The 13,352-nt window shown below is 40.7% G+C and carries 13 protein-coding genes, 1 tRNA gene, 2 pseudogenes and 1 other annotated feature; of the genes and pseudogenes, 3 read left to right on the forward strand and 13 right to left on the reverse strand.

Annotated elements, in window-relative coordinates:
* Positions 1 to 120: pseudogene (locus F6K51_RS05285) on the forward strand (IS630 family transposase); the annotation flags it as partial.
* A 245-nt stretch (positions 121 to 365) separates the two neighbouring features.
* Here the strand turns inward: F6K51_RS05285 and F6K51_RS05290 are convergent.
* From F6K51_RS05290 to F6K51_RS05305, 4 genes and pseudogenes are all read right to left on the reverse strand, one after another.
* On the reverse strand, positions 366 to 1,409 hold the full coding sequence (locus F6K51_RS05290; protein ID WP_293018739.1) for an NB-ARC domain-containing protein: 1,044 nt from the start codon (positions 1,407 to 1,409) through the stop codon (positions 366 to 368).
* A gap of 5 nt (positions 1,410 to 1,414) precedes the next feature.
* Complete coding sequence (locus tag F6K51_RS05295) at positions 1,415 to 2,404, reverse strand: hypothetical protein (protein ID WP_293018648.1); 990 nt, start codon at positions 2,402 to 2,404, stop codon at positions 1,415 to 1,417.
* 78 nt (positions 2,405 to 2,482) lie between these two features.
* Complete coding sequence (locus F6K51_RS05300; protein WP_293018650.1) at positions 2,483 to 3,043, reverse strand: hypothetical protein; 561 nt, start codon at positions 3,041 to 3,043, stop codon at positions 2,483 to 2,485.
* 15 nt (positions 3,044 to 3,058) lie between these two features.
* Positions 3,059 to 4,252: pseudogene (locus tag F6K51_RS05305) on the reverse strand (IS4 family transposase).
* Positions 4,253 to 5,007: 755 nt separating this feature from the next.
* On the opposite strand from F6K51_RS05305, the gene F6K51_RS05310 reads away from it, so the two are divergent.
* Together F6K51_RS05310 and F6K51_RS05315 are read left to right on the forward strand one after the other, a co-directional pair.
* Positions 5,008 to 5,196 carry a hypothetical protein gene (locus F6K51_RS05310; protein ID WP_293018653.1) on the forward strand — a complete coding sequence of 63 codons (189 nt, stop codon included), beginning with the start codon at positions 5,008 to 5,010 and terminating at the stop codon, positions 5,194 to 5,196.
* Between the two features lie 20 nt (positions 5,197 to 5,216).
* Positions 5,217 to 5,390: a hypothetical protein gene (locus F6K51_RS05315; protein WP_293018654.1), complete on the forward strand. Its 174-nt coding sequence runs from the start codon at positions 5,217 to 5,219 to the stop codon at positions 5,388 to 5,390.
* Between the two features lie 377 nt (positions 5,391 to 5,767).
* On the opposite strand, the gene rplL is transcribed toward F6K51_RS05315, so the two are convergent.
* From rplL to F6K51_RS05360, 9 genes are all read right to left on the reverse strand, one after another.
* Positions 5,768 to 6,172 carry a 50S ribosomal protein L7/L12 gene (gene rplL / locus F6K51_RS05320; protein WP_293018656.1) on the reverse strand — a complete coding sequence of 135 codons (405 nt, stop codon included), beginning with the start codon at positions 6,170 to 6,172 and terminating at the stop codon, positions 5,768 to 5,770.
* A gap of 89 nt (positions 6,173 to 6,261) precedes the next feature.
* Positions 6,262 to 6,828, reverse strand: a complete 567-nt coding sequence (rplJ, locus tag F6K51_RS05325) for a 50S ribosomal protein L10 (protein ID WP_293018658.1) — start codon at positions 6,826 to 6,828, stop codon at positions 6,262 to 6,264.
* 158 nt (positions 6,829 to 6,986) lie between these two features.
* Positions 6,987 to 7,179: a sequence feature (ribosomal protein L10 leader region), on the reverse strand.
* Between the two features lie 46 nt (positions 7,180 to 7,225).
* Positions 7,226 to 7,942: a 50S ribosomal protein L1 gene (rplA, locus tag F6K51_RS05330; RefSeq protein ID WP_293018659.1), complete on the reverse strand. Its 717-nt coding sequence runs from the start codon at positions 7,940 to 7,942 to the stop codon at positions 7,226 to 7,228.
* Positions 7,943 to 8,392: 450 nt separating this feature from the next.
* A complete protein-coding gene (gene rplK / locus F6K51_RS05335) occupies positions 8,393 to 8,818 on the reverse strand; it encodes a 50S ribosomal protein L11 (RefSeq protein ID WP_293018661.1) in 426 nt (141 codons plus the stop codon).
* Between the two features lie 10 nt (positions 8,819 to 8,828).
* Positions 8,829 to 9,446, reverse strand: a complete 618-nt coding sequence (gene nusG / locus F6K51_RS05340) for a transcription termination/antitermination protein NusG (protein ID WP_293018741.1) — start codon at positions 9,444 to 9,446, stop codon at positions 8,829 to 8,831.
* Positions 9,446 to 9,673 (reverse strand): preprotein translocase subunit SecE, encoded by a 228-nt coding sequence (secE, locus tag F6K51_RS05345; RefSeq protein ID WP_008188891.1) that lies wholly within the window; start codon positions 9,671 to 9,673, stop codon positions 9,446 to 9,448. The genes nusG and secE overlap by 1 nt, the downstream gene beginning before the upstream one ends.
* 683 nt (positions 9,674 to 10,356) lie before the next feature.
* Positions 10,357 to 10,429 (reverse strand) — tRNA-Trp (locus tag F6K51_RS05350).
* A 381-nt stretch (positions 10,430 to 10,810) separates the two neighbouring features.
* Complete coding sequence (rplS, locus tag F6K51_RS05355) at positions 10,811 to 11,173, reverse strand: 50S ribosomal protein L19 (RefSeq protein ID WP_293018662.1); 363 nt, start codon at positions 11,171 to 11,173, stop codon at positions 10,811 to 10,813.
* Between the two features lie 602 nt (positions 11,174 to 11,775).
* Positions 11,776 to 12,912 (reverse strand): hypothetical protein, encoded by a 1,137-nt coding sequence (locus F6K51_RS05360; protein WP_293018664.1) that lies wholly within the window; start codon positions 12,910 to 12,912, stop codon positions 11,776 to 11,778.
* Between the last annotated feature and the right edge of the window lie 440 nt (positions 12,913 to 13,352).

The raw sequence follows: 13,352 nt of genomic DNA on the forward strand, positions 1-13,352 counted from the left end.
AAATTTATTAAGTATGAGTGGATTGAAATTGATGCTTACGAAAACTGGAAAAGCTTTCTTGAATATCTCAAAAAAGTGCTTGACAATTTTGGGGAAGAATATGTAATTAATTTTGTTTAGGTGCTTAGAAAGTTCATTATATGTCTTAATAATTGTTGGTCTAGCAAATTCATAATAGTCTCTAAATAACTTCTTAAGTGTTTCCTGAATTTCCTCTAACTCTTCAGGGGTAAATGTTTCTTCAAGTTCACGGTCAATTGATTCTTTTTCCTCCTCAGTCAATAGATCAGTCCACAGCTTTCCTGCTAGCTCGAAATTCTCCTCATTTTGCAGGTCTTGTAATAGATCTGTTTCAGAATTTTCTATCATCGATTCATCCTCCCAGCGTAGGCTAAAATTCTACTAAAAAATTGACTAGTTAAAATATGTAAAAAATAGCGGTGGTTTCCATACTCTTCCCTTTCTAACAGACAATAACGCCAATTATTATTGATAGCCTCTTTCAATTTTTCCTCTGGTAATCTTTCTTTAGTCATTTTACGAAGTACATTTTGTGTAGTTCCTTCTTGTTCTTTTAATGCAGCTAAAATTGCCATTAGCTCAAATTCAGAACTGGAAAGCATTTGAAAAGATCGGAAAAATATCTGCCCCCAAAATTTTTTAAATATGCTGATATTCTTAGTGTCTGCGTCATCCTCCGTTAAACGTACATTGCCTAAGCTTTTTGTAATTTCTAATGGACTTTTGAGTTTGAGCTGACCTGTTATTAACTTCAAAGCTAGAGGCAAATAACCCGTTATATTATTACCAGCAAGTTGGAGTAGTGATTCGCAATCGTTAGGATTAAAATTAGATATTTTTCTTTCTTCAGCAGTTTGCTCCATTAACTTAAGTGATGCTTCTTCTCTCAAACCTTGTAGATAATAATCAAAAATATCAACCTCTAAAGTTTCAAAATGATGCCGACTTGTTAGCAGAACTTTACTGTTACCCAGAATTGGCGAAAGCCTTGCACAAATCTCATTTTGAGAATCTCCTGAAGTCTCCATATTATCTAAAACCAGAAGAACTGGTGTATGAGATAGTCGCTCACGTGTTTTTCTTTCTAACTCCTCACCTTGAAGACTAAGAAACTCTGGTTTTCCTAACTGCTTGGCAATGTCATCAAGGACTGTCTCGAAAGTCATAGGGGTAGATCTATGTTTAGTTGAGGCTGTTTGCCATACAACGTTTTGAAAACCTATTTCTCGAAAGGATCTTGCGACTTCAATAGCAATAGAAGTTTTGCCATTCCCTCCAAGACCAGTAATTCCAACTATGCGTTTGCTTTGGGAATCACTCAGAGCATTTTTAATCTCCTCGATTTCTTTCTCACGACCTAAAAGTTCAAGATAGCTGGGAGAAGGAATCTTCGCTAATTCCTCAAAAAAAAACCTTCTTCTTCTTTGAAAGCAATTGAATTAGGGAAAGCTTTTGGGGTTAAATTTTGAGGGGGTAAATACTCATCAATGAATTCTTTAACCCCAATATATACAATACTATTTTCATTTTTAGGTTTAGCAACGCTAAAATGATCGGCTCCATTTGCAGCAGTGGGTCTAGTTCCTTGAATATTTGGATCGCTACTGAAACGATCTACGACTAAGCGTTTTCCTATTGCGGGAATTGCCGTATCTTCCGTTTCATAAAATGCCTTTGTTTCAATTGATAAAGCTTTAGCATTACCGCTATACCATTTCCCCATTTTATATAACTGAGTGTTAGTATTATCTGAGCGAAGCTCATTAAGAATGACATTTTCTTCAAGAAGATGGAAAGCTTTTACAGTCTGAGCCAATAGTTCCGTGAAATTCGCAAAATCTGAACCCTGATGAGGAGTTCCTAAAAAAACAACTCCTTTAGTCTGCCCAATAATCTCACGCATTTTATCGTTACTGTTAAGATCATCGTAAGCAGAATAAAGTGTCTCTTTAACAATCAAGCCTCCTAAGCTATGAGTTACAAAAATTCGAGGTCGTGTAAGAATATCTTTCTGCTGCAAAAGTTCGATGAGTTCGCTAGCTTGATCTAGGATGGGAGAAGCTTTACCTGTTGGTATTTGCTTTCCTATTTTGGGGACTTTTGAGAAAGGAGTGCCTTCCTTAAAAGGCATTGTTTCATAACCGTAAGACCAAATACCAATATCTGATCTATATTCTCCAAGCCAATTTAGCCAAAAATTAAGATTAGGTAACTTTTCCTGCCAAAATTTATCTGTATCCACTTCATTTTCTATCTGTTGTGGGTTAGGATACCAAGCTTTTATCGGATGATCTCCTAGTCCATGTACAAAAATCACATCACCACTACGATTAGAATTGTCACAACCTTTGACAGGTAGCAATCCCATTTTTTTTTCTGACATATAACTTTTTCCCATAAATAGTAACAAGAATGTATAACACTAAAGATAATTAAACCTATAAGGGCAGGGTAAGCGCATCTAATATTGAAATTGAGCATCTCTATCTTGATGAGATGAACCTGTCTCCTTCGGATACGCTGCGCGAACATAATTTTTTCTATTACTCTGTAAACTATACCCTAATTGCTTCAACAATTTTGCCACCGTTCTTGGACTAATTTGATGTCCAATTTCTTTTAGAGCTTTGGCTAATTTTGCTGTACTTTTCGATGTCCAGAGTAACGGGGAACATGGATCTCCACGAGTCGCTGGTGCAATTAATTTTTCTAAATCTTGAATTAATGTGTGGTCATTTTGCGATAGACTTTTGCGTCCACCTCCAGGTTTTATCACTTTTCTGTGGATCTTAGTTGAGCTTATTATTTGATTTTGATTATCATCTTGAACAATTGGAACTTGTAGTTTTTTAATTCCGCTTTTAATGGTTTTACTTGATAATCCAGTCGCAAAAGCCACTGTTTTTATTCCTTCTTTCCCTAAAGATACTGCTTCAACTCCTGACCACAATCGTCTGAGTTTTTCATTCATGTATGGCATTAAAACCTCAAATTTGGTTCTAATATCCTCAATTATTGACATTTTTCCCAGAAACAATCACTTCGATTCTATTATCTCATTTTTCTGGGGGGGCGACATGAGAGCTAAAAAGTAGACTCTATAAGCTTCATAGCTCTCATACCTCGTAAATAATTATCGAGCTTATGACGACTTAAACGCATCAAATCATAAACTAATTTCCAACATTTATCCATAAAATTAATCCAGTTTTGAGCATATAGTCCAATATAAAAACTGCTGTGTTTTTTAGTTAAACGCCCATATTATTTGACTCTAGCTACATAGTTTTGAACTCCTTGTTTAGTAATTTTTTGTCCTTGCATTGTGGAAGCAAGATAAGCAAAAGATATTATAATAACTAAAGATATAAAACGTTTTTCGATAACATTACTGCCTTCCATATTATATCCACCGCTCTTATAATCTCGGAACATCTCTTCAATAGAGAAACGTTTTTTATAGGCAGAAATTGCTTCCGAAGCACTGCTCATATTTGTTAGAATAAACCAACCTTCTTTGGTCACGGATTTTCGATAACTTTTTTTACATTTACAGGCGATACTAAATCCAGTAATTTGTTTAGTTTTGGTAACTTTTACATTTTCAAAAAATAATGAAGTTCCTGGTTTTAATCCACAATTTTCTAAGGAAGTCCAACCCGAATCTTTAAGTTGAATTTGTGCCGATTTTTTGAGTCTTAAACAAAATGTAAAGCCTTGTGTATCTAACCATTTAGCCAATTTGACGGAACAAAATTCTCGGTCTCCCAAAATTATAACTTGATAGCCATCAAATAGCTCTATAATATTTGATATAATTTTTGTTTGTTCTGAAAAATTACTTGAGCCAAGTTTTGAAAGAAGTTCAAAATAAACTGGAATTGATCGCTTATTATAAATTATAATAATCATCAATAAATTTTTATATCTCCAATTAGTTCTATCGATAACCAAATAGATTTTTGACTGTTTAGTAAATGTTTGATCGAGCCATTTTTTTTTTAAGAATTGGAAGCCACAATAATTTGAGCTCAAATATTGGTAATGATAAAAATCTCTGTAGTTTTTTACGTCTTGAATTTACCTGAATAGGTAAAGGTAATGACTCGGCAATTTTTTCTAGTTTAATATTTTTGATATCTTGTATAATAATTAGTACAATAGAAAACAACAAGAATTGAGATTCAGAAAGTAGATTTTTTAGATGTTTTTGATATAATTCTGGTATCATTTTCAATTGGTAGGTCGTATTGACAATTTATGACCTATCTTTTTTTTACCATAATTCGCTCAATTTAATATATATCAAGGGTTACAGGCCGCTTGTCTCCCCCCCAGCTCATTTTTAGACCCTTATCAGAAACTTATTTCTGCGCAACTCCTAAGGCTTATATGCAAACGAGTTCATATTCACGTTTGCAAAGAGGTGCTTCTAGGTTACTGATGACAGCCCCATCTGCTCGAATTGTTTGAGCATAAATGCACGTAAAAGATCACGTAAAAGATAGTTAAACGTGAAACACACTGCACAATTTAGAGCATCTAACGTTTAGCTAAAAACACCGATACAGATTTACTGAATTGATATAAACTGATCTATTAGTTCAAGTCCAGTTAATTACTTCCAAAATAGTCTCTAGATTTTTGGGTAAGCGTGATCGGTAATGGGTAATCCTAAACTACCAATTACCAATTCCAAATCACCAATTCCAAATTACCAATTCCAAATTACCTGATTTCGGATATGATAATTAGTCAATCAGAGATGATATTATATTTCTTGACTGATATAGTTAATTACCTAGAGATGTGCTACCCTGAGCTGATAATCCTGAGCGTATAATAAGATGCTTTGCCCTGAAATGATAAATTAAAAGACTTGGCTGACTAATCTTATAACTTTCTCTATTAATCAGTATTATCCATATAGTTAGATAAAGGTGTGATAGAAATCACATCAACTGGTGAAGTTAATTACTTCATGGGGTGACTGGATTCACTGACTGGATTACTGGATTCGGTGACTGGATGGAGTTATTAAAATCAGCGTCTTCTCAAGCCCTAGGCGGGATTCCCCCCGAAAGCGATGCTATGCGATCGCATAACCAGCAGTTGAGCTGGCTTGTCACCCCCTCATACCGAGTTGCATTCAAAGAGAGTAGATTGGTTGGATAGGGAGATGGGGAGATGGGGAGATGGGGAGATGGGCGGAAGAGAAAGTTGTACGTTTGACCGCAACTTGGTATCAACCACAAATGAAATGGGCAAGATGCCCGTTCTACAAAACTATTCAAATCATTCCATTATTAAGCAAGGCCAAAAAAAGGAGCCGATTGCGTCGGCTCCCAACTTATCTCAAGTCTGGTTAATCACTTACTAAATAGTCCCTAGTCGTCAGCTTTCAGCTTTCAGCTTAAGCGCTACGCGCACGCTACAGAAACAGCCATTGGCTGTAGGCTCAGGCTACTTGAGGTGCTTTTGAATAAAATAAGCATGATAGCTGACCGCTGACCGCTGACCGCTGACCGCTGAATGCTTAGAGGATATCTGAAAAGTTTTTTGATACTGAATTTTGCCCCCCTAGCCCCCCAACTTTGGGGGGAACAAGAGTCAATTTGCTTCTAAAAGTCCCCCAAAATTGGGGGATTTAGGGGGCTTGGATGTAGCAAATGAGACTTCTCAGACAACCTCTTACATTACCCGAGAAGGGATATGATGATTAGTCAACCAGAGATGATAGTAGATATTACTTGACGGTAACTTTAGCACCAGTCTCTTCCAGTTGCTTCTTAATATCCTCAGCCGCATCTTTAGCAATGGCCTCTTTAATCGGTTTAGGAGCAGATTCCACCAACTCTTTGGCTTCTTTGAGACCCAAACCAGTGATGGTACGCACCACCTTAAGTACAGCAATCTTCTTATCAGAGGGGAACTCTTCTAGAACCACATCAAATTCAGTTTTCTCCTCCTCTGGCTCAGCCTCAGCAGCTCCAGGAGCACCAGGCATAGCACCAGGCATCATCATCATACCGCCAGCAGGAGCAGCAGCACTGACACCAAAAGCCTCTTCGATCTGCTTAACCAGCTCAGAAGCTTCTAGCAGAGTCAGAGATTTTAATTTTTCGAGAATTTCATCAGTTGTAGCAGACATTGATATAACTCCTTTTAGGTGAATTGTTTAATGTATTGAGTGTTGTACTTGAGAGTTGTACAAATCTCAGAAAGGGGTAAAACCGAGTACTAGCTGTCGCCTTCTTCCTTGGCAGCAATCCCTTGGATGCATCGACCCAAAGAAGCTGGCACCTCGTTAATACTACGACCCAAGGAGGCTGGTACCTCATTAATCCCGACAGCAAGTTTGCTAGCAATAGAATTAATCGCTCCAGCAACTTGCGCGATCAGTTCCTCCTTAGAAGGCAAGTCGGCAATTGCCTTAACTTGCTCTTCATTCAAGGCTTGACCTTGCATCACGCCGCCGCGAAATTCAGTCTTCTTGGCGGCTTTCTTAAACTCCTGGTAGGCTCTGATGGCACTACCAACATCGTCTTTGACCAGGAGAAAGGCTGAAGTACCACTCAGGAATTCTGTCATCGGCTGCCAGTTTTCGTCTTCTTGCACCGCAAGCCGCATGAAGGTGTTTTTGGTCACCTTGCAAATCGTGCCAGTGGGACGCAGACGATTCCGTAAATCGGTAATTTCAGCAACCGACAGCCCCTGGTAATCAATCACTACAGCCAATTGAGACTCACTCAAGGTTTGCTTGAGCTCCGCCACAATTGTCTTTTTTTCGTCAAGTGTTCTACCCATTTTGTTAAGTGTTAATTGGTTAATTGTTAATTGAAAATAAATAAAAATAAATAAAAATAAATATTATTTATTTTCAATTGACTCTCAACCAAGAATGATAAGTATTCAACCGTCGGTCGCGTAGCGTGTGCGTAGCACATAGATCTGACTGATAACAAATAACCAAACTAAAACCCCGGAGACTTAGCCGGGGTTAAGGGTTGTATCATTACCGCGTTCGCGTAGCGTGTGCGTAGCACAATCGCACTCACTGTAGGATCAGTGCCTGGGCAGATGATACATAGTACTTTAACCTCGGCAGGATATTAAGCTAGTTACTCCTGCTGTCTTCAGCGCAAGCCTTCTTCAATTGTCTAGTTTGTCTAGCCGAATTTTAGGATGATTTCTAATCTACGTTTTAAGCAGCATCCTCAAGCTTGAGTTCGCGCAGGATAGCGATATCCACTTCAATCGATGGACCCATGCTAGCAGACACATATAAAGTGCGCCAATAGCGACCTTTCGCGCCAGATGGACGATTGCGGTCGATAGTTTCCTGCAAAGCCTTCAGATTCACCAGTAAGTCTTCGGGGCTAAAGGATGCCTTACCAAACATAACATGAACAATGCCAGTACGGTCAGCCCTAAATTCTAGTTTACCAGCTTTGAATTCTTGAATTGCCTGAGCTATGTCATTAGTAACTGTACCACCTTTAGGAGAAGGCATCAAGCCCCGTGGTCCGAGGAGGCGACCCAATCTCGCTACTTTGGGCATCATGTCCGGCGTAGCAATGAGCCGGTCAAAATCCATCATCCCGTTTTGAATTTCTGCAATTAACTCCTCAGAACCGGCAATGTCTGCCCCTGCATTACTAGCTTCCGAGACTTTTTCACCCCGAGCAATCACTGCTACTCGTATCGTCTGACCTGTTCCCTTCGGTAAAGCCACTGTAGTGCGCAGTTGCTGGTCAGTATACTTTGGGTCAATTCCTAAGCGAATATGGGCTTCAGCGGATTCCGTAAATTTGGCCGTGGCTGTTTCTTTGAGGAGTTTGAGAGCTTCTATGGGTTCATAAGGTCGCTCTTCAACCTTCTTTTTTAGTTCTTGTAATCGACGCGATGGTTTCTTGGGCATCTGTATCTCCTGGGGTACTTAGCGAAGTAAAACTCCTCCCCCTCTATGGTTTACGTTAATACATTGGAGTTGAAAGTTGAAAGTTGAAAGTTGAAAGTTGAAAGTTGAAAGTTGCAGGTTACAGCCGATACTTTTTAGCTACCAAAATCTACTTTGCAGATTTTAGCCCACTAATGCAAGCTGCTCTCGCAGCCAGGGGGTATCTCCCAAGGCCAAGATAGGTTTTGTTCCGCTCAAGGCGCAATTATCTGTGTTTAATAGAAAACGCAACCACTATCATGGTTTGCTTTGGTTTTCGGCTTCAATTCAAGGAACCAGAATGTTTTCAATGACACTAGATTCCTAATCAAATTCTAACATATTTTTGTAGATACTGCAAGATATTTGTAGAAAATCGTCAACAGTTGCTAGCCTTAATTCATCTTTCATCCTTGATTATCTTTCATCCTTCTAATCGGTTATGGCTACACCCATGTTTCTAGCTGTGCCTTCCACAATTTTCATTGCCGCTTCTATATCATTAGCATTGAGGTCAGGCATTTTAGTTTGGGCGATTTCTTGCAGCTGGGTGCGAGTAAGGCTTCCAACTCTAGTGCGGTTGGGTTGTGCTGAACCTTTCTCAATGCCAGCAGCTTTCTTAATCAGTACAGATGCTGGTGGAGTTTTGAGGATAAAGGTAAAGCTTCGATCCTCAAACACTGAAATTTCTACTGGTATCACCATACCAGCTTGATCAGCAGTTTTGGCATTGTACTCTTTACAGAATGCCATAATATTTACCCCGTGCTGACCGAGTGCTGGTCCGACGGGGGGAGCTGGGTTAGCTTTCCCAGCTGGGAGCGCTAACTTAATCAATGCAACAACTTTTTTAGCCATTATCTAAGGTCTAGCTTGTTTTTTCAATCTGATTGAACTCCAATTCTACTGGTGTATCCCGCCCAAAGATCGAGAGTAACGCTTTGAGTTTGCTCCTTTCGGGGCTAACTTCAATCACTTCCCCTTCAAATTCTTTAAACGGACCAGATAGCACCATGATTTTGTCCCCTACTGCCATATCTACTTTGACAATCGGCTCTTGCTCTTCGGTTTGCTTGAAGATCCGCTCTACTTCACCATAGCTGAGGGGTACGGGTTTAACATGTCCCCTACCACGCCCGTAGCGGCGTTGTTGTTCTGCCCCAACAAAATTAATCACATTTGGTGTGTTTTTGACAACTTGCCAAGCTTCATCATCCATCACCATCTGGACTAACACATAGCCGGGGAAAACTTTTTCTTCGCCGTGTTGCCGAGAACCATCCTTACGGATTTTTACCGTAGGTGTTTGGGGAATCTGGACTTTCAAAATCCGGTCCGCTACATCCATCGTTTGGATGCGCTGTTCCAAGTTCGTCTTAACCCGTTTTTCACAGCCAGAAGCAACCTGGACTGCGTACCAACGTGGACTTGCAGGTTTTGATACCTGTTGATCGACATCTTGGGATTCGTCTGCAGCAAAACTCATCAAAATACTTGTCCTGATGCCCAGGAAAATAAACCATCTACCAAGTAAATTATGGTGGCAGACAGAATGACCATCAACAATACCGCTGCTGATTCGCTAATTAACTGTTGCCGAGAAGGCCAAACGACTTTAGCGAGTTCTTCTTTAGTTTCGTTGAAGAACTTACCTAGGTTAAACCCAGATTCAGTTTCTTTAGTCTCTGGTTCAGCTTTTGTTTTCTTTGCCACAACTTCTCCTTTCCCCCATCAACGCATTGACACTCCCCGTCCTAGAAGAACGGGGATTCTTCGCTCAACGACTCGACTTGCTTAACCAGACCGGAGTCAGGAAGAGTAGAGGCCAAGTCTCCCAAAGCGTTTGGATCTAAGATATAGGTTCCGGTGTGCCCCACCGTACCTTTACTTTTTTTAGAGATAGATACTTTTTTCTATCTAAATTTTTCATAGACGTTAAAGTCGTTAGACCAAATTACGCAATATGTATCTTTTACATATTTTTTACGTTGTCTATTTATTTTCTAGATAATATCTATCCTTAATTCATGGGTGTATGTTTATCTATTAATACTACCACACTTAGTACAGAACCGCCTAAATAGCCGTCCTTCTAGGACGGGGCTTGAAACCCAAAATTTTTGGTCAATCCAGCCAGGGATTAGATGACACAAGTCGGCTTTACTGGAGGTGCTACCTGTGGCCAATGTAATTCGCCAAGTAAGAGCGCACCTATGTCAATTTCCTGTTCCTTGCATCGGGGATAGTCTAGCTGGTAGGGCCCCCGCCACTACAATCCACTAGTCCTGATAGTTGAGTCAAACTATCCTACTCAGCCCCCTCAACTTACGGACTCCCACTGGATTTGCTCAGGTAAACCCTGGCATCCAACACTTTTGTATTCTACCAATTTTGAGCGCGCCCTGGAGGACTCGAACCCCCGACATCAGGTTTTGGAGACCTGCGTTCTACCAACTGAACTAAGGACGCAGATGGACTAGAGAAGTAGAGGTTAACCGATACTTTTTAGCTACCAAAATCTACTTTGCAGATTTTAGCCCACTAATGCAAGCTGCTCTCGCAGCCAGGGGGTATCTCCCAAGGCCAAGATAGGTTTTGTTCCGCTCAAGGCGCAATTATCTGTGTTTAATAGAAAACGCAACCACTATCATGGTTTGCTTTGGTTTTCGGCTTCAATTCAAGGAACCAGAATGTTTTCTTTGACACTAGATTCATAATCAAAGTCTAACATATTTTTGTAGATACTGCAAGATATTTGGATAAAATCGTCAACAGTGGCTAGCCTCTCGCTTTTCTAAGTTTACCCTAATTTTGCCATTTACACCAACCTGATGCTAAACCAAAAAAAGGCTATAAACTACGGTCAAAGCGTTGTTTGATGCGAGTAGCTTTACCAACGCGATCGCGTAAGTAGTATAGCTTGGCTCGACGCACCTTGCCTCGACGGATTACTTTTATATTAGCAATTTTTGGAGAATGGAGTAGAAAAACCCGTTCCACACCAATCCCTTGGAAAATCCGGCGTACTGTAATCGTTTCATTTATGCCACCATTGCGCATGGCAATCACAGTGCCTTCATAGGGTTGAATCCGTTCCTTATTACCTTCTTTAATCCGTACCCCCACCCGCACGGTGTCACCGACATAGATGGTAGGGACGTTTTCCTTAAGTTGTTCCGCTTCAATGGAACGAATGATTTCTTGAGCATTCATGGTTTTTGCCTAAAAGCACCAGTTTCTGATTATATCCCAAAGAAAGACTTGAAGTCTATAATTTTTTGGGAAAAGGTAGGATTTCAGCACCACTACCTGTGTCTATTTCGTGTAAATAGCTGATCTGTTGACACTCCCCGCCCGCTTATGGACGGGGATTCTTAGTTCCTCGACATGCCTTGTCTTGATGCAGTCGCTCATGGGGGAAACCCCCAAGACCGCGCTGCATCGCTAAAATTAGCTATCCGTCAAAGGCAATACTTAAGCCGAATACCCGTTTAAAAACCAAGTATTTAGCCTAATTTAACTAACCGAGCGTGGGCTTATCTCCCTAAGCGTTGAGTTTCCTCAGTTCCCGTGTGCCCCACGGTACTTTAGTATTCAATGTGCAAGCTTTACTGGTTTTCGGTATCTGGCACGGATCCATACGTTTTTAATGAGGTTTTTCGCGCCTCAGGTGCTAACATCGCAAAACGCTCGTGAAGTTATGACAGTACCGACGAATCCTGTCTGTGCTAGGCTACTATGCATATTCTAACAGATTTTTTAAAAGCCGTCTGCCGAAGGACGGGGCTTGAAACCCAACTTTTTGGTCACTTGATCTACTCTCTGTTGCTTGCTTTTTTCCCTTGAGTAATCAAACGTGCACCTATAATACCAAGGGCTAGTAAACCTAATGTAGCAGTAGGTTCATCAACACTAGCCTCAGAGGAAACGCTAGCCTCAGAGAACACTGGATACAGGAACTGGCGACCAGCGTAGTCATCGTTAACCAATGGGGTGAGGTTGGTGACTGGGTTGCCTGGAGCTATACCTAGTCCCCGGGATTCCATCAGAATATCTACGCCTGGGGTGTCAACACCAGGATCCTGATCTGGAACTGTAAACAATGAAAATGGTGAAGCAGCTGGATTGAGGGGATCGATTAGTTGGGCGATCGGGTTGCTCAATGTAGCTAGAGCTGTGGCGCTAGTACTGCCATCATAGTTGTCGTCGATAAATCTATTAGGACTGATGTCTCCCTCGATATCCCCTAATCCAATGGCATGACCGATCTCGTGGGTCAACAATCGCCTAAAAAAGTCGAGGGTATATACTGTTCCGGCATTATTGTTGAAGGTGATATCTGCTCCGATAATGGCGCTTGAGCCTGCGTAATTTTCCGTTCCGGAGGTGAGAGTTACAGTATCGTTGATGTAATAAAAAAACGCTTCACCTTGGGGTGAGGTATGTCCAGGATTCCAGAACGTTGCATCTGTCGAGGCCAACAGGTCAATCTCGGCACCATATCGGTTAACGCCTCCTCTACCGGTACCTACTACTGGTGTCTCTAAATCTGCTACAAATGACAAATCGGTACCTAAGCCAGAAACCGGGTCAACTACAGTCCAGGCGTTGAACGCAGCCTCAATGGCATTTTGAAACTCGTTGACACTAGGAAGAATATCCCAGGTGAATAAATCTCGGTAAGCTTGATAGGAACCGCCCTGTAGTGAGTATCGCAATCCGCCGTCCAGGGAACGCTCTTTTCCATGGATAGTCCTTGGAGCTGCATCCCATCGGGAGCCACCTCCGAGTGTGCTACCAGACCGGTTAAAAATTACAAAAGCGTCAGAGGGTGCTGGGTTAGCAACTTCAATCGCGGCGAAACTCAAAACAGACCCTAGGATGGCTAGTGATAGGTTTTTTGTCAGTTTGAGTAAATTAATAGGTTGTTTGTTTTTAAAGTTTGCTTTCATAAGATTGTTTGTTTTCACACATTAAAATTTAGTTGCAGGTTAGTTTATTCAACAAATAACCTAGTTTAAATAAACTTTACTTAAATTATTGAGGCAATTGAATTAAATTACCTCAATAAAAATACTGAAACTATAAAAATAAATATAGAAAAAATTATTACCAAATCTTAAGCGTTCGGGAATTGGTATATAGCGTTGATCATAGCTATGAGGTACACATTATTTTTTCCCACTTCCGACTTACCACTTCCGACTTCCCATATCCGCTGCTCCCTGCTCCGAACGCGCCCCGCGTGGCCCACGGCCTCAGTCCCTGCTCCCTAAAACCCAGAGATTTGTACCTCATGGGTATAAGACTTGCTATAGCACTACCCATTAAGATGTTTGACATTCCTAAACTCAGCAAACTTAGTCATAGCTTACTTCTGACTTCTAACTTC

Source organism: Moorena sp. SIO3I8, from assembly GCF_010692325.1.
Classification (GTDB): domain Bacteria; phylum Cyanobacteriota; class Cyanobacteriia; order Cyanobacteriales; family Coleofasciculaceae; genus Moorena.

Excerpts from the sequence above, each read along its gene's own strand:
- F6K51_RS05295 (WP_293018648.1), bottom strand. The coding sequence starts at position 2,404 with ATGTCAGAAAAAAAAATGGGATTGCTACCTGTCAAAGGTTGTGACAAT.
- F6K51_RS05300 (WP_293018650.1), bottom strand. The coding sequence starts at position 3,043 with ATGTCAATAATTGAGGATATTAGAACCAAATTTGAGGTTTTAATGCCA.
- F6K51_RS05315 (WP_293018654.1), top strand. The coding sequence starts at position 5,217 with ATGGGGAGATGGGCGGAAGAGAAAGTTGTACGTTTGACCGCAACTTGG.
- rplL (WP_293018656.1), bottom strand. The coding sequence starts at position 6,172 with ATGTCTGCTACAACTGATGAAATTCTCGAAAAATTAAAATCTCTGACT.
- rplJ (WP_293018658.1), bottom strand. The coding sequence starts at position 6,828 with ATGGGTAGAACACTTGACGAAAAAAAGACAATTGTGGCGGAGCTCAAG.
- rplA (WP_293018659.1), bottom strand. The coding sequence starts at position 7,942 with ATGCCCAAGAAACCATCGCGTCGATTACAAGAACTAAAAAAGAAGGTT.
- rplK (WP_293018661.1), bottom strand. The coding sequence starts at position 8,818 with ATGGCTAAAAAAGTTGTTGCATTGATTAAGTTAGCGCTCCCAGCTGGG.
- nusG (WP_293018741.1), bottom strand. The coding sequence starts at position 9,446 with ATGAGTTTTGCTGCAGACGAATCCCAAGATGTCGATCAACAGGTATCA.
- rplS (WP_293018662.1), bottom strand. The coding sequence starts at position 11,173 with ATGAATGCTCAAGAAATCATTCGTTCCATTGAAGCGGAACAACTTAAG.
- F6K51_RS05360 (WP_293018664.1), bottom strand. The coding sequence starts at position 12,912 with ATGAAAGCAAACTTTAAAAACAAACAACCTATTAATTTACTCAAACTG.